Annotated in this window: 14 protein-coding genes; 2 read left to right on the top strand and 12 right to left on the bottom strand. The window is 62.6% G+C overall.

What is annotated here, in order from left to right:
* Positions 1 to 12 precede the first annotated feature (12 nt).
* Together secDF and yajC are read right to left on the bottom strand one after the other, a co-directional pair.
* Positions 13 to 2,562: a protein translocase subunit SecDF gene (gene secDF, locus AC0V8S_RS19910; protein ID WP_183460229.1), complete on the bottom strand. Its 2,550-nt coding sequence runs from the start codon at positions 2,560 to 2,562 to the stop codon at positions 13 to 15.
* 51 nt (positions 2,563 to 2,613) lie between these two features.
* On the bottom strand, positions 2,614 to 2,955 hold the full coding sequence (yajC, locus tag AC0V8S_RS19905) for a preprotein translocase subunit YajC (protein ID WP_010909882.1): 342 nt from the start codon (positions 2,953 to 2,955) through the stop codon (positions 2,614 to 2,616).
* 288 nt (positions 2,956 to 3,243) lie between these two features.
* Between yajC and AC0V8S_RS19900 the strand changes: the two genes are divergently transcribed.
* Positions 3,244 to 4,119, top strand: a complete 876-nt coding sequence (locus tag AC0V8S_RS19900) for an ATP-binding protein (RefSeq protein WP_183460233.1) — start codon at positions 3,244 to 3,246, stop codon at positions 4,117 to 4,119.
* A 6-nt stretch (positions 4,120 to 4,125) separates the two neighbouring features.
* Here AC0V8S_RS19900 and AC0V8S_RS19895 read toward each other — a convergent pair whose 3' ends face one another.
* Positions 4,126 to 4,941 (bottom strand): helix-turn-helix domain-containing protein, encoded by an 816-nt coding sequence (locus tag AC0V8S_RS19895; RefSeq protein WP_475432907.1) that lies wholly within the window; start codon positions 4,939 to 4,941, stop codon positions 4,126 to 4,128.
* Between the two features lie 111 nt (positions 4,942 to 5,052).
* Here AC0V8S_RS19895 and AC0V8S_RS19890 point away from each other — a divergent pair, with 111 nt between their 5' ends.
* Positions 5,053 to 5,943, top strand: a complete 891-nt coding sequence (locus tag AC0V8S_RS19890; protein WP_475438661.1) for an NAD-dependent epimerase/dehydratase family protein — start codon at positions 5,053 to 5,055, stop codon at positions 5,941 to 5,943.
* A gap of 111 nt (positions 5,944 to 6,054) precedes the next feature.
* Here AC0V8S_RS19890 and AC0V8S_RS19885 read toward each other — a convergent pair whose 3' ends face one another.
* From AC0V8S_RS19885 to AC0V8S_RS19845, 9 genes are all read right to left on the bottom strand, one after another.
* A complete protein-coding gene (locus tag AC0V8S_RS19885; RefSeq protein WP_183460237.1) occupies positions 6,055 to 7,581 on the bottom strand; it encodes a peptidoglycan DD-metalloendopeptidase family protein in 1,527 nt (508 codons plus the stop codon).
* A gap of 179 nt (positions 7,582 to 7,760) precedes the next feature.
* Positions 7,761 to 8,414, bottom strand: coding sequence for a protein-L-isoaspartate(D-aspartate) O-methyltransferase (locus AC0V8S_RS19880; protein WP_475432906.1), 654 nt, complete (start codon positions 8,412 to 8,414; stop codon positions 7,761 to 7,763).
* Entirely contained in the window at positions 8,411 to 9,169 is a 759-nt protein-coding gene (gene surE, locus AC0V8S_RS19875) for a 5'/3'-nucleotidase SurE (protein WP_475432905.1), read from the bottom strand. The genes AC0V8S_RS19880 and surE overlap by 4 nt, the downstream gene beginning before the upstream one ends.
* On the bottom strand, positions 9,169 to 10,473 hold the full coding sequence (gene serS, locus AC0V8S_RS19870) for a serine--tRNA ligase (protein ID WP_475432904.1): 1,305 nt from the start codon (positions 10,471 to 10,473) through the stop codon (positions 9,169 to 9,171). Before serS ends, surE begins: the two co-directional genes overlap by 1 nt.
* A 104-nt stretch (positions 10,474 to 10,577) precedes the next feature.
* Positions 10,578 to 11,453: a twin-arginine translocase subunit TatC gene (gene tatC / locus AC0V8S_RS19865; RefSeq protein WP_172228252.1), complete on the bottom strand. Its 876-nt coding sequence runs from the start codon at positions 11,451 to 11,453 to the stop codon at positions 10,578 to 10,580.
* A complete protein-coding gene (tatB, locus tag AC0V8S_RS19860; RefSeq protein WP_475432903.1) occupies positions 11,450 to 12,253 on the bottom strand; it encodes a Sec-independent protein translocase protein TatB in 804 nt (267 codons plus the stop codon). The genes tatC and tatB overlap by 4 nt, the downstream gene beginning before the upstream one ends.
* A gap of 29 nt (positions 12,254 to 12,282) precedes the next feature.
* A complete protein-coding gene (locus AC0V8S_RS19855) occupies positions 12,283 to 12,504 on the bottom strand; it encodes a twin-arginine translocase TatA/TatE family subunit (protein WP_013895102.1) in 222 nt (73 codons plus the stop codon).
* 126 nt (positions 12,505 to 12,630) lie between these two features.
* Complete coding sequence (gene scpB / locus AC0V8S_RS19850) at positions 12,631 to 13,452, bottom strand: SMC-Scp complex subunit ScpB (RefSeq protein WP_475432902.1); 822 nt, start codon at positions 13,450 to 13,452, stop codon at positions 12,631 to 12,633.
* Positions 13,449 to 14,249 carry a segregation and condensation protein A gene (locus AC0V8S_RS19845; RefSeq protein ID WP_475438660.1) on the bottom strand — a complete coding sequence of 267 codons (801 nt, stop codon included), beginning with the start codon at positions 14,247 to 14,249 and terminating at the stop codon, positions 13,449 to 13,451. Before AC0V8S_RS19845 ends, scpB begins: the two co-directional genes overlap by 4 nt.
* Between the last annotated feature and the right edge of the window lie 62 nt (positions 14,250 to 14,311).

The raw sequence follows: 14,311 nt of genomic DNA, 5'->3' as shown, positions 1-14,311 counted from the left end.
CGGGGCCGCGCGTCAGGTCGCGACCGCCTTGCCGCCGTTGACCGGCTTCTCCTCATCGGCCGAAGCCTGTGGCCGCAGCTTGAACAGGATCAGCAGCGGTGCCGCGATGAAGATCGACGAATAGGTGCCGAACACGACACCGAACAGCATCGCCATGGTGAAGGAGCGGATGACTTCGCCGCCGAACAGCACCAGCGCCAACAGCGCCAGGATCGTCGTCACCGAGGTGAGCGTCGTTCGCGACAGCGTCTCGTTGATGGCGTTGTTCAACAGCTGCGGCAGCGGCATTCGCTTGTATTTTCGCAAATCCTCTCGAACGCGGTCATAGACCACGATCGTATCGTTCAGCGAGTAACCGATAATGGTCAGGATCGCCGCCAGCGACGACTGGTTAAATTCAAGCCCGGTAATGACGAAGAAACCGAGCGTCATGACCACATCGTGCACCGTCGCCACGATGGCGCCGACAGCGAACTGCCACTCGAAACGGAACCAGACATAGACGAGGATGCCGATCAGCGCGACCAGCATGGCGATGGTGCCTTGCTTGGCGAGTTCTCCGGAAACCGTTGGTCCCACGACCTCGACGCGGCGGAAATCATACTGGTCCTGCAGCTCGCCGCGCACCTTGTCGATGACCGTCTGCTCGGCATTCTCGCCGCCATCCTGCGTGCCGACGCGGATCAACACGTCGTTCGGCGCGCCGAACTGCTGCACCTGCACTTCGCCGATATTGAGTTCCATCAGCCTGGCGCGAATATCGCCGAGATTGGCGTCGCCGCTCTTGGCCTTCACCTCGATCATCGAGCCGCCCTTGAAGTCGATGCCGTAATTGATGTCGACCGTCATGAACAGCACCACAGACAGCACCGACAGGAAGCTCGACAGCGCGAACGTCCAGCGGCGGATGCCCATGAAGGGGATCTTGGTACCCGGCGGAATGAAGGTCACCGGCGCCTTCGGCAATTCCTTCGGACGGGCGCGGCGCAGCCAGATCGACACCAGCAGGCGCGTGAAGGTGAAAGCGGTGAAGACCGTGGTCAGGATGCCGATGGCGTAGGTGATGGCAAAGCCCTTCACCGGGCCGGTGCCGAGATAGAACAGCACCACGGTGGCGATCAGCGACGTGACGTTGGAATCGACGATGGTCGCCAGCGCCTTCGAGAAGCCAGTGTCGATCGCCTGGATCACCGAGCGGCCGGCACGCCGTTCCTCACGGATACGCTCGTAGATCAGCACGTTGGAATCGACCGCCATGCCGATGGTCAGCACGATACCGGCAATACCCGGCAAGGTCAGCGTCGCCCCGAGCAGCGACAACAATCCGACGATCATCGCCACGTGCACCGCCAGCGCGATGTTGGCGAGGAAACCGAGGAAGCCATAGGCGACGAACATGAAGGCAACGACGAGGATCGAACCGATAATGCCGGCGACCTTGCCGGCATGGATCGAATCCTGGCCAAGGCCCGGACCGACGGTTCGTTCCTCGATCACGGTCAGCTTCGCCGGCAACGCGCCGGCGCGCAACAGCACGGCCAGATCGTTGGCGCTTTCAGCGGTGAAACTGCCGGAAATCTGACCGGAGCCGCCAAGGATAGGTTCGCGAATTTGTGGCGCTGAAATCACCTGATTGTCGAGGATGATGGCGAAGCGCTTACCGACATTCGCCGCCGTCGCCTGACCGAAGCGTGTTGCTCCGCGCGAGTTGAAGGTAAACGACACCACCGGTTCGTTGGTTCGCGAATCAAAAGTTGCCGTCGCCTTGGCGAGATCCTCGCCCGAAACAAGCACGCGGTTCTCGATCAGGTAGGGAACCGGTGGATCGTCCTGCGAATAAAGGATCGATGAACCGCTTGGGGGGCGATTTTTCAACGCATCCTGCACCGGCATCGAATCGTCGACCATCTGGAAGGTCAACTTGGCGGTTTGGCCGATGATCTCCTTCAGCCGCTGCGGATCCTGCAGGCCGGGAACCTGAACCAGGACGCGATCGTCGCCCTGCCGCTGCACGATCGGCTCGGTGGTGCCGAGTTCATTGACGCGGCGCTCGACGACTTCGATCGATTGCGCCAATGCGGACGAGGTACGGTATTTAACGCCGGCGTCGGTGGCTGTGAATTTGAGCACGCCCGGTTCGGAATCGTCGAGCGACATTTCCTGGATGGAGCCGCCGGTGAACAGGCCTGCAGCCACCGGATCGGTCAAAGTCTTCAACGCCTTCTTTGCGGCATCAATCTGAGCTGGGTCCGTTATGCGCACCTGCACGGTCCGGCCCGTGCCGGCAAGGCCGGTGTAGCCTACCTTTGCATCACGCAACAACGTCCGAATCTCGTCGCGTGTCGTCTCCAACTGCGCCTTGATCAGGTCGTTCTGGTCCATCTGGAGCAGGATGTGCGAGCCACCCTGCAGGTCGAGGCCAAGCGTCATCTGCCGCTTCGGCACCCAACTGGGCAACTGTGCCAATGTGCTTGCAGGGATGAGATTGGGCGCGGCGAGGACCACTGTGGCGGCCACAGCCAGCCAGATCAGGATCATCTTGAAGCGCGAAAAATACAGCATATGGCGTCGTCCGTCAGAGCGTGTCCGCGGATCGCTCCGCCTGGAATTGGGTTATTTCTTGGCGTTCTGGTTGGCTACCGGTTCGCCCTTGACGCGCACATCGGCGATCGTCGAGCGCAGCGCCGTCACCTTGGTGCCACCGCCAAGGTCGATCTCGAGCTCGTTGTCGTCGATCACTTTCGTCACCTTGCCGACGAAACCGCCGCCGGTGACGACCGTGTCGCCGCGACGGACCGCCGCCAGCATCTCGCCGCGCTTCTTCAGCTGCGTGCGCTGCGGGCGGATGATCAGAAAATACATGATCACGAAAATCAGGACAAACGGCAAAATGCTGATGAACATATCAGGAGAGGCGCCGCCGATGCCTTGGGCGTATGCCGGTGTCACGAACATCGAGGTACTCCTGAATTTTGAAAACAGCAGCCAACCGTCCTGCGGAGTTTGGCGGCCCCTTGAAATTTGGCCGGAATATAGTCGGTAAAGTTGTCAATGCAACTGCGCGGCCGGGCAAATCGGCTGCTTTTCCGGCTTGTCGGGCCGTGTTAGAGCATGACCGCGAAAAGCGCGAGCCGGTTTTCGGAAAAGATCACGCTCGAACAAAAGGTTGGAACCGGTTTCGAACGCGACGGATTCGAACGCCCCCACCTGCCCGCCCCAGGAAACGAACCAAAAAGACCTGAAATGACCGACAGCAGCATCGACGCCCTCAACAAGAAACTCGACCGCCTGATCGAGGCTGTCGGCCGCCTCGCCCCACCGCCGGTGCCTGAAACGGACCTCGGCGAGGCCGACTGCTTCGTCTGGCAGGCGGATCCCGGCTATCTGGAGCCGGTGCGCAAGGTCAACCGCGTCGACATCGGCCTGATCCGCGGCGTCGACCGTGTCCGCGACATCCTCGTCGACAACACCGAACGCTTCGCCGCCGGCTTTGCCGCCAACAACGTGCTGTTGTGGGGCGCGCGCGGCATGGGCAAATCGTCGCTGGTCAAAGCCGTGCATGCCGAGATCAACGCCAGGGCCAAATCCGACCTGCCGCTCAAGCTGATCGAGATTCACCGCGAAGACATCGACACGCTGCCCAAACTGATGGGTCTGCTGAAGGCGGCGCCCTTCCGCGTCATCCTGTTTTGCGACGACCTGTCCTTCGATCATGACGACACCTCCTACAAGTCGCTGAAGGCGGCACTCGAAGGCGGCGTCGAAGGCCGCCCGGCCAACGTCATCTTCTACGCCACCTCGAACCGCCGCCATCTGTTGCCGCGCGACATGATCGACAATGAGCGCTCGACCGCCATCAACCCGTCCGAAGCGGTCGAAGAAAAGGTCTCGCTGTCCGATCGTTTCGGGCTTTGGCTCGGCTTCCACAAATGTTCGCAGGACGAATATCTCGAGATGATCAATGGCTATGTGAGCCATCATGGCCTTGACATCGACCCCGAGCAGTTGCGCGCGGAAGCGCTGGAATGGGCGACGACGCGCGGCAGCCGCTCGGGCCGCGTCGCCTGGCAGTTCACGCAGGACCTGGCCGGCCGGCTTGGCAAGCCGCTCAAGGATTGAGGCGTGTCACCTGGGCGGCCGCGCCCGTCGCACGTCGCGCGGCGTTTGGCCAATCTCGCGGCGCATCCAATGCGCCAGATGTGACTGGTGCGCGAAGCCCGTCAATTCCGCGACCTCGCTTGTGCTGAGATCGCCTTGCTGCAGCAGGAGGCGCGCGCGTTCGACGCGACGTCGCAACACATAGCGATGCAAGGTGACGCCCGTCGCCACCTTGAACCATGTCCGCAAATGCGAGCTGCTGGCGCCGGCAACCCGGGCTAGTCGATCGATCGAGAGCGGCTCATGCAGAGCGGCCTCAATGTACTCTAGGACGCGCTTGAGCTGGGTGTCCGACAAGCGGTTCGTTCGGTCGATGTCTATATCATCGAGGCCGAGCAGCCTGACCGCGAGCGCGGCGCCAATGCTGTCGGCAAACAGAGAGCCGCTCGGCGCATCGAGATCGCTCTGCAGTGCGCGAGCAAGATGCTCGATGCGCTGGTCACGAAGCAGATGGCGCGTGTCGAGTCGCGTTGCCAGCGCCCTGCCGCCAAGTTCCACCGCTACCCTTTCCATCAGCGCTGGCTGCAAGACAATCTCAATCGTGTCGAACGCGGTTTCAGCCTCGAAACCGCCCTCCTCGCCAGCCGGCACCAGGTCGATATCGCCGGCGCGCCTGACGAAATAGCGCCCGACCTGATTGCAGTAGGAGCGCGTCGCCGCGCTTGCATGCACCATGACACGGTGGTGTGGCGCCCGCGGCAGGCGATGGACGCCCGCCTCAATATGCCGGGAAACCATTGTTACGTCGGACGGGGATCGGGCCGGAGCGGATTGCGGACGCATGCTCTCTCGATTCATGGCGAAACCTGTTCAAGATTTGGCAATTCCCGCGCGATTTTCAATGCCGCGAACCTGTACGCACGCCTCTCCGTCAAGCTTGGAAGAGAGGTTGCCATGAGTTTCTATGTTGTTGTCGGCGCGGGCCCGGTTGGACGCGAGACCGCGCGCCTTCTTGGTGAGGAAGGACATGATGTCGTTCTCACCAGCCGAAGCGTCGGTTCGAACGCGTTGCCGAACGTGCGGACCATACAGGCCGATGCCACGGATGCCTCGGAACTGTCGCGTATCTGCCGAGGCGCCGATGCCATCTTCATGTGTGCCATGGCCACATATCATCGCTGGCCGACCGACTTTTTCCCCATCATCGACGGCACCGTGCGCGCGGCCGAAGCGGTCGGCGCGAAGCTTATCGTGCTCGGAAACCTCTATGGTTATGGGGAAAACGCCGACAGCCCGCTCCGCTCCAACCTGTCCCTGGATCCGACGTCGAGGAAAGGAACAACCAGGACGATCATGTGGCAGCGAGCGGTCCGTGCCGATGTGCCGGCGATCGAAATACGCTCCAGCGACTATCTCGGACAGGGCGCGATCAGCTACTTCTCCCTGGTCGCGCTGCCCTCTATCATTGAGGGCAAGCCCACCGCCTTCATTGGAGATCTCGACGCAAACCATGCCTGGACCTTCACCAAGGACGTCGCGAACACACTGGTCGCGGCCGCCCGCTACACGGGTGAATGGGATCGGGCGTTTCACGTTCCCTCGCAATACGCCTCGCCGCGCGAGCTCATCCAGAAAACCGCGGCGCTGCTCGGACGAGAGGTTTCAGCGATACGCTCCTATTCCGTCGCCGAGATGGAAGCCTTGGGCATGCATGAGGTCATTGAGATGAGCTATCTTTTCGAGAGCCCCTTGCTGGTTGATGCCTCCGACACCGAGGCGCTTCTGGGCGTCAAGGCCAGCAGCCTTGAGGAGATGATCGCCGACACGCTGCGCGATCATCTGTGAGTCTTGCTGGCGGGCTTTTGCACAAAACTGAAAAAGCCCGCTCCTTGCGGAACGGGCTGAGCCGGCGGGCCGGACTGGAGGTCAGACGGCCCGCAAATTGCGTTTTTTATTCTATTCGAGATAGGTCGAAGGATCGACCGGCGCCGAGTTCTTGCGCACTTCGAAGTGCAGCTTCGGCGAGTCCGTCGTGCCGCTCATGCCCGACAACGCGATTTCCTGACCGCGCTTGACCTTCTGGCCGCGCTGCACCTCGATCGAGCTGGCATGGCCGTAGACGGTGACCAGACCGTTCTCGTGGCGCACCAGCACCGTGTTGCCGAATTCCTTGAGCCCGTCGCCGGCATAGATCACGACGCCGTTCTCGGCCGCCTTGATCGGCGTGCCCGTCGGCACGGCGATGTCGACGCCGTCCTTGCCGGATCCGAAACCGGAGATCACCCGGCCGCGCACCGGCCAGCGCATCTTGCCGATACCCGTGGCATCGGGCGCCACCGCTTCGTCGTCCTCAGCCTGCTGGATGACCTTCGCGTCTTTCTTCGGCGGAGTGTAGGATGCCAGCGTCTCCGACGGCGTGGTCTTTGCCGGGGGCTGGGTGGTTGCCGTGGTCACCGGATCGACCTTAGCCGGCTTGGCGCTGGCGACCGTCGCGGTTCCGCCTGCCGGCACTTTCAGGGTCTGGCCGATCTTGAGCAGGCCATCCTTCATGCCATTGGCTTGCTTCAGCGCAACGACGCCGACGCCGGTCTTCCTGGCGATCGAGGACATCGTGTCACCCGACTGGACCGTATAGGTGCCGGCGGCACCGGTTGCCTTGGCGACCTGCGCGGGCTTGGGCTCCTTGGGCTGGCTTGCAGCCGCCGAAGCATCGACCTGCGCGGCAGCCTTGCCCTCTTTGAGCTTCGGCTGCTGCGGCAGGACGGCGACCTTGTCCGGCGCGGTGGCCGGCAAATCGTGCTTGCCGTCCTTCGCCGGCTTCGCGTCAGCGACCTTCGGCTCGGCCTTGCTCGAATAGGCATAGGCCGGAATGACGATCTTCTGCCCGGTCTTCAGTCCCTTGGTCGCGCTAAGCCCGTTGACCTTCATGATGACGTCGGCCGGCACTTTGTAATGCTGCGCCAAGCCGTTGATCGTTTCGCCGTCGCGAACGACGATCTCGGTCGCGTGCGGCCTGCCCGCTTCTGCCATCTTCGGCGCGTCGGGCTGGGCATTCTTGAACGGCTTGGCCGCCGGCTCGACGGTGCCGGTTGTCACCCTGTCGACATGCGGCGCCGGGCGCACCATGGCTGGCGCCGATGCGACACGCACCGGATTGGCAGCAGGCGCGAGTGCCGGCGCGGCCTGAGCTGAAGCGGGCGGCGGCAACGGCCGGCTCGAAACCGGTTCGAGGCTGGAGCGGCTGACCGACTGCGTGTGGCTGCCGTCAAGCGGAGCAGCCGATACATCGCCCGGATAGGGCTGCGCGGCATCCTGCTTGTTGATGATGGCGCGCTGATTGTTGGTCGAGGAAGTGAAGACATCGTCGACGCTGTTGAACCGCGAAGCCTGGGAACTGCACCCGGCGGCGGCACCCGCAATCATGAGAACAGCGCAGCCTCGCGCCAGATTGCGACTGTTTGTCTTCAAAACACTGAGTTGCATCGCACTAACCCGCACAAACGCTGCACCAACTGAGACAGGATTAAAGCGCGTTAATGTTACTGGGCGGTTAACCCATTAGAATCCGACGAAAATTTTCTTAAAACATTTTGGGGATAGCTGGAGGCATGGATCATGAGGCCGAACAGGTGTTCGACCGCGGACCAGTGCTCTGCCGGAAACTAGATCACTGCGGCGACGCTGCGCAGGATCGGCTGCAGCCGCACCATGCCGATGTCCTCGCGCTCGAAACGGCTGCCGACCTTGGTCAGCTTGGCCAGCACCTGCTCGCCCTCCTCCGGCCCGATCGGTGCGATGACGATGCCGCCGCTCGACAGTTGGTCGAGCAGGAAGCGCGGCAAGCTGTCGAAAGCCGCCCAGGCGACGATGCGGTCGAACGGCCCTTCGGCAGGCAGCCCACCGGAGCCATCCGCCTGGCGCACGATGACATTGCCGATACCAAGTGCCTCGAAACGCTGCCTGGCCTGTTCGACCAGCGTCTTGTAGCGATCGACGGTGACGATGCGCGCCGCCAGCCGCGACATCACCGCCGCCGTATAGCCGGAACCGGTGCCGATCTCGAGCACGCGGTTTCCCGCTTCGATGGCGAGGGCCGCGATCACCGCCGCCTGCATGTCGGCGCCTTCGATCGCCTCGCCGCACTCGATCGGCAGCATACGGTCCGACCAGGCGATCTGGTGGAAGTGAGGCGCCAGGAAGCCGCGCCGTGGAGTCGCCTCGAAAGCCGCTATCAGCGCCTTCGGCACGGTGCCCCTGCCGCGCAGGCGCAACAGGAAAGCAGCAAATCCTTCGCGGTCATCGATTGGCAGGTTCATGCAAGCGCCTTGCTCAGCTGATCACGGATCTCATGCGCGGTGAGGTCGAGCTGCAACGGCGTCACCGACACCAGACGATTGCGCAGCGCATGGAGGTCGGTGCCTTGCTTGCCTTCGACCGGCTCGCGGCCGAAGCGCAGCCAATAGTAAGGCAGGCCGCGCCCGTCACGGCGCTCGTCCACCCATAGGCTGTGCACGAGCTTTCCTTGGGTGGTGACGACCGTGCCGACGACCTCATCGGGAAGGCAGTTGGGAAAATTGACGTTGAGCAGCACGCCGTCCGGCAACGGCGTCGCGACGAGCTTCTTCAGCAGCGCCGGCGCCAGCGCCTCGGTGGTCTCGTAGGGTACGACGCGGTCCTCTCCGACGTAAGAGTAGCCCTGGCTGAGAGCGATCGAGCGGATGCCGAGCAGCGCGCCTTCCATGGCGCCCGCGACGGTGCCGGAATAAGTCACGTCGTCGGCGATATTCGCGCCCGAATTGATGCCGGACAGGATCAGGTCGGGCGCACCGGGCAGGATTTTCTTTACGCCCATGATGACGCAATCGGTCGGCGTGCCGCGCACGGCAAAATGCTTCTCGCCGATCTTGCGCAGCCGCAGCGGCTCCGAGATCGACAGCGAATGCGCATAGCCGGACTGGTCCTGCTCCGGCGCCACCACCCAGACATCGTCGGACAGGGTGCGGGCGACGCGTTCGAGCGACGCCAGCCCCTCGGCATGAATGCCGTCGTCATTGGTCAGAAGAATGCGCATTATTTCGCTTCGATCTTTGCCAGACCGCCCATGTAAGGCCGCAGCACTTCAGGAATGGTTACGCTGCCATCCTCATTCTGGTAGTTTTCGATGACAGCAATAAGAGCGCGGCCGACAGCGGTGCCCGAACCGTTGAGCGTGTGGACGAAGCGGTTGCCCTTGCCATCCTTGTCCTTGTAGCGGGCATCCATGCGGCGCGCCTGGAAATCGCCGCAGACCGAACAGGACGAGATTTCGCGATAGGCATTCTGGCCGGGCAGCCAGACCTCGATGTCGTAGGTCTTGCGGGCGCCAAAACCCATGTCGCCGGTGCACAGCACCATGGTGCGGAACGGCAATTCGAGCCGCTTCAGCACTTCCTCGGCACATTGCGTCATCCGCTCGTGTTCGGCCAGCGAGGATTCCTGATCGGTGATCGACACCAGTTCGACCTTGTAGAACTGGTGCTGGCGCAGCATGCCGCGCGTGTCGCGCCCGCTCGAGCCCGCTTCCGAACGGAAACACGGTGTCAGCGCGGTATAGCGCAGCGGCAGTTTCTCGTGCGCGGTGATTTCCTCGCGCACGAGGTTGGTGAGCGGCACTTCGGCGGTCGGGATCAGGCCAAGCCTGCCCTCCCCGTGCGGCGTGAAGAACAGGTCTTCCTCGAATTTTGGCAACTGGTTGGTGCCGAAAAGCACCTCGTCGCGCACCATCAGCGGCGGGATCACTTCCTCATAGCCATGCTCGGTCGTGTGCAGGTCGAGCATGAACTGGCCGATGGCGCGTTCCATCCGCGCCAGGCCGCTCTTCAGCACGGTGAAGCGTGAGCCCGACAGCTTTGCCGCCCGCTCGAAGTCCATCATGCCGAGCGCTTCGCCGATCTCGAAATGCTCCTTCACCCAGTTCGGCCGCGTCGGCAGCTTGCCGACAATGTGCTTGACCACATTGTCATGCTCGTCCTTGCCGACAGGCACGTCTTCGAGCGGCACATTGGGCAGCACCGCCAGCGCGTCGTTCAGCGCCTTGTCGAGTTCGCGCTCGCGCGCCTCGCCATTCTGGATGAAGGTTTTGATCTCGCCGACTTCAGCCTTGAGTTTCTCGGCAAGGGTGGCATCGCCTGAACGCATGGCGTTGCCGATCTCTTTCGAGGCGGCGTTGCGGCGCTCCTGCTTGGTCTGCAGCTCGGTGACGTGTTCGCGCCGCGCCTCGTCCCTGGCGATCAAATCATCGACCGTAGATTGCGCCTCTGCCGCCGACCACGAGCGCTTGATCAGCGCCTCGACAAGGGCCTTCGGGTTGTCGCGAATCCATTTGATGTCAAGCATGATTTGAACGCTCCTGAGCTAAGCTCCGAGGGCGTAAACCGCATCCTTGACCGATGCAAGATGAGGCTGGGCGGCGGTTGTCGTTTTCCGCCGTCGCTGACGGTTTACGAAGCAGCCGGCGCTGGAGGCTCGTCCGGTGTTTTATCCGCCACGGTCTCCCCGGCGTCCTGCTTCTCGCGTGCCAGCCGCTGCTTTTCCTGGTCCCGCTCGATCCATCGCGCGGCCCAGATCGAGACCTCGTAGAGAAGGATGGTCGGAATGGCCAGGCCGATCTGGCTCATCGGATCCGGCGGTGTCAGCACGGCAGCAACGATGAAGGCGATGACGATCGCCCATTTGCGCTTTTCCGCCAGCGCCTTGGACGACAGCATGCCGACGCGCGTCATCAGGCTGGTCACCACCGGCAGCTGGAACACCAGGCCGAAGGAGAAGATCAGCGTCATGATCAGGCTGAGATATTCCGACACTTTCGGCAGCAGCGAAATCTGCACCTGGTCGTCGGTGCCGACCTGCTGCATGGCGAGGAAGAACCACATCACCATCGGCGTGAAGAAGAAATAGACCAGCGAGGCGCCCATCAGGAACAGGATCGGCGAAGCGATCAGGAACGGCAGGAAGGCGTTACGCTCGTTCTTGTAGAGGCCGGGCGCAATGAACTTGTAGATTTGCGTGGCGATCAGCGGAAAGGCGATGACCATGCCGCCGAACATGGCGAGCTTGACCTGCGTGAAGAAGAATTCCTGCGGCGCGGTGTAGATCAGCTCGACCTTGTGCGGATCGAGACCCGCCCATTTCGTCGCCCATTTGAAGGGGACGACCAACAGATTGAACAGCCTCTTGGCGAAGAAGAAGCAAACCAGGAAGGCAACGAAGAAGCCACCGAGCGACCAGATCAGCCGCCTGCGCAACTCGATCAGATGCTCCATCAATGGCGCCGACGACTTTTCGATCTCGTCCTTTTCCTTGTCCGAAACGCTCACTTGGCGGCTCCCGCCGTCTTTTTGGCCACCGGCTTTTTCGCCGCGGCAGGCTTCGGTTCGGCCTTCGCCCCGGTCTTTGCGGCAGTCGTCGTCTTGGCAGCAGCAGTCTTGGCGACGGCGGGCTTCGTCGAAGCGGCGGTTGCAGGCTTTGCCGCTGTCGCGGCCTTTGTCGACGCCTTGGGCGCAGGTGCAGGTTTAGCCGTGACCCCCGGCGCGGCTTTTGCCGTCGCGGTCTTGGCGGAAGTCGCAGCCTTGGACGGCGCTTTTGCTGCCGGCGCTGCCTTGACGGCATTCTTGGCCGCGGATGCCTTCGGCGCCACGGCAGATTCCGTGGATGCCGCTACCACCGATTCATCGGTCATCGCCGGGAAAATCGGCGTTGGCGGCGCGGCCTCTGGCCCGCTGACGCCAGGCATTTCCGTCGCGCCATTCTTCAGCGGCTCGGCTGCCTGCGGCGTCGAAGCGGCGGGTGCTGCCGGATCAGCCGCCGGCTTCGGCTTCATCGCCGCGTCCACACCTGCGCGCACATCGGCTGCCGCTTGCTCGAACGGATTAAGCTGCTTCTTGATCTCGGCAACGGGACTCAGGCCCCTGAGCTCGTCGACCGACTTCTTGACGTCGTCGAGCTCGGCTTCCTTCAGCGCTTCGTTGAACTGTTTCTGGAAGTCGGCGGCCATGGCACGCAGCTTCGCCGTCGTGCGCCCGAAGGTGCGCAGCATATTGGGCAAATCCTTCGGCCCGACGACCACGATCATGACGATCGCGATCACCAGCATTTCGGTCCAGCCGACTTCAAACATGGCATTCTGTTCCGACTAGAACTCTTGGCTCAGCTCTTGCTGGCCTTTTCCTTCACGGCCGAAACGGTCTCATCGGCACGGTGTTCGACGGTGCGCTTGTCCTCGGCGACGTCGTCGTCCGCCATGCCCTTCTTGAAGCTCTTGATGCCCTTGGCCATGTCACCCATCAGTTCCGGAATCTTGCCGCGGCCGAACACCAGAAGCACGATGACCAGCACGATCATCCAGTGCCAAATCGAAAATGAACCCATAGCAAATCTCTCTCGAATGTTTTCCCTGGCGATGATCTATGCGTTTTCGCGTTGGGATTCAAACACAACCGCGACAGAGTTTATGAAAGGCTGGCGGATGTCACGCATTTTCGGCAAGGCGGCCCGCTACCAAACGGCGCATGTAAAGGCGTAAAGCCGCTTTTGATAGACGCCCGCGGTCGAATCTTCCGTGACGCGCGGCGTCAAAAGGCCGAGTTCCTCGAGATCGATATCGGTCAGCGGATCCTCGTCATCGGTCAGCGCGTCGGGGTCGGCCGGCGGCTGCGGAATGGAGAAATTCGACGGCATGCGGCCTGAGAGTAGGCCGGCGCCCTTCAGCTCCTCCATGCCGGGAAGATCGCGGATTTCCTCGAGCGCGAAATGGTCGAGGAAGGTTTCGGTCGTGCCGTAGGTGACGGGACGGCCGGGCGTTTTGCGGCGGCCGCGCATGCGCACCCATTCGGTCTCGAGCAGCGTGTCCAGCGTGCCCTTCGACGTCTCGACACCGCGGATGTCCTCGATCTCGGCGCGCGTCACCGGCTGGTGATAGGCGATGATCGCCAGCACTTCGAGCGCCGCGCGCGACAGCTTGCGCTGCTGCACCGTATCACGGCTCATCAGGAAGGCGAGGTCGCCTGCCGTGCGGAAAGCCCAGGCGTCGCCGACCCGCACCAGATTGACGCCGCGCCGGGCGTAGACCTGCTGCAACTCCGCCATTGCCACGGCGACATTGATGCCGTCGGGAAGGCGTACCGCAAGCTGCTTTTCGCTGACGGGCTCGGCGCTGGCGAAGACAATCGCCTCGGCCATGCGCATGGCCTCCGCCATATGCAGGCGCTCGGCCGGGTTCTGTGCCGAACTCTGGACGGACGCCTGGTCAAGATCGCCCTCTTCCGGCCCATCATCCACCTTGAAGGGGATAACCGAAGCGTTGGCGCGTTCGCTCATGATGCCACCTCGACTGCCTTGATTGCCGGTGCACGGCCGCGCAGATAGATCGGCGCGAACGTCTGATCCTGGCGCACATCCATCGTGCCGTCGCGCACCAGTTCCAATGTTGCCGCGAAGGAACTGGCGATCGCCGTGCGCCTCTCCTCGGGACTGGTCATGTACACGATCAGGAAACTTTCCAGCGTCGTCCAGTCGCTCACAGCCCCGACCAGGCGGGTCAGGATGTCGCGCGCGTCCTTGAGCGACCAGACACCGCGCCTGGCGATCGTCACATTGTTGATCGCCTGCTTCTGCCGTTGCTGGGCATAGGCGGTCAGCAGATCATAGAGCGACGCCGAATAGGCGTTGCGCTTCTCGATGATGACCATTTCCGGCATGCCGCGCGCGAACACGTCGCGGCCGAGCCGGTTGCGGTTGACCAGACGCGCCGCCGCGTCGCGCATGGCTTCCAGCCGCTTCAGCCGGAATTGCAGCACCGCTGCCAGTTCCTCGCCGCTCTCGCCCTCTTCGCCCGGCTGCTTGGGGATCAACAGCTTCGACTTGAGGAACGCCAGCCACGCCGCCATCACCAGATAGTCGGCCGCAAGCTCGAGCCGCAGCGCCCTCGCCGTCTCGACAAAGGTCAGATATTGCTCGACCAGCGCCAGGATCGAAATCCGCGCCAGGTCGACCTTCTGGGTGCGGGCAAGATGCAAGAGGAGATCGAGCGGGCCTTCGAAGCCGGCCACGTCGACGACCAGCGACGGATCGCCGGTGACGCGTGGATCGTCGTTCTCGGCCCACAGGCGGTCCATCGGTGCGGCCTTCGCGGCCTTGCCTTCCAATGTTTCCGCCACTGTCCCTGTCACTTCCTTTT

Source organism: Mesorhizobium oxytropidicola (assembly GCF_056174625.1).
The sequence above is the reverse complement of the archived record's forward strand: the minus strand, read 5'-3'. Positions and strand labels throughout refer to the sequence as shown.

What these genes read in the sequence shown, in the direction of transcription:
- AC0V8S_RS19845 (WP_475438660.1), bottom strand. Translation starts at nt 14,249, where the DNA reads ATGGACCGCCTGTGGGCCGAGAACGACGATCCACGCGTCACCGGCGAT.
- surE (WP_475432905.1), bottom strand. Translation starts at nt 9,169, where the DNA reads ATGCGCATTCTTCTGACCAATGACGACGGCATTCATGCCGAGGGGCTG.
- AC0V8S_RS19855 (WP_013895102.1), bottom strand. Translation starts at nt 12,504, where the DNA reads ATGGGTTCATTTTCGATTTGGCACTGGATGATCGTGCTGGTCATCGTG.
- tatB (WP_475432903.1), bottom strand. Translation starts at nt 12,253, where the DNA reads ATGTTTGAAGTCGGCTGGACCGAAATGCTGGTGATCGCGATCGTCATG.
- serS (WP_475432904.1), bottom strand. Translation starts at nt 10,473, where the DNA reads ATGCTTGACATCAAATGGATTCGCGACAACCCGAAGGCCCTTGTCGAG.
- secDF (WP_183460229.1), bottom strand. Translation starts at nt 2,562, where the DNA reads ATGCTGTATTTTTCGCGCTTCAAGATGATCCTGATCTGGCTGGCTGTG.
- AC0V8S_RS19885 (WP_183460237.1), bottom strand. Translation starts at nt 7,581, where the DNA reads ATGCAACTCAGTGTTTTGAAGACAAACAGTCGCAATCTGGCGCGAGGC.
- scpB (WP_475432902.1), bottom strand. Translation starts at nt 13,452, where the DNA reads ATGAGCGAACGCGCCAACGCTTCGGTTATCCCCTTCAAGGTGGATGAT.
- yajC (WP_010909882.1), bottom strand. Translation starts at nt 2,955, where the DNA reads ATGTTCGTGACACCGGCATACGCCCAAGGCATCGGCGGCGCCTCTCCT.
- AC0V8S_RS19900 (WP_183460233.1), top strand. Translation starts at nt 3,244, where the DNA reads ATGACCGACAGCAGCATCGACGCCCTCAACAAGAAACTCGACCGCCTG.
- AC0V8S_RS19895 (WP_475432907.1), bottom strand. Translation starts at nt 4,941, where the DNA reads ATGCGTCCGCAATCCGCTCCGGCCCGATCCCCGTCCGACGTAACAATG.
- AC0V8S_RS19880 (WP_475432906.1), bottom strand. Translation starts at nt 8,414, where the DNA reads ATGAACCTGCCAATCGATGACCGCGAAGGATTTGCTGCTTTCCTGTTG.
- AC0V8S_RS19890 (WP_475438661.1), top strand. Translation starts at nt 5,053, where the DNA reads ATGAGTTTCTATGTTGTTGTCGGCGCGGGCCCGGTTGGACGCGAGACC.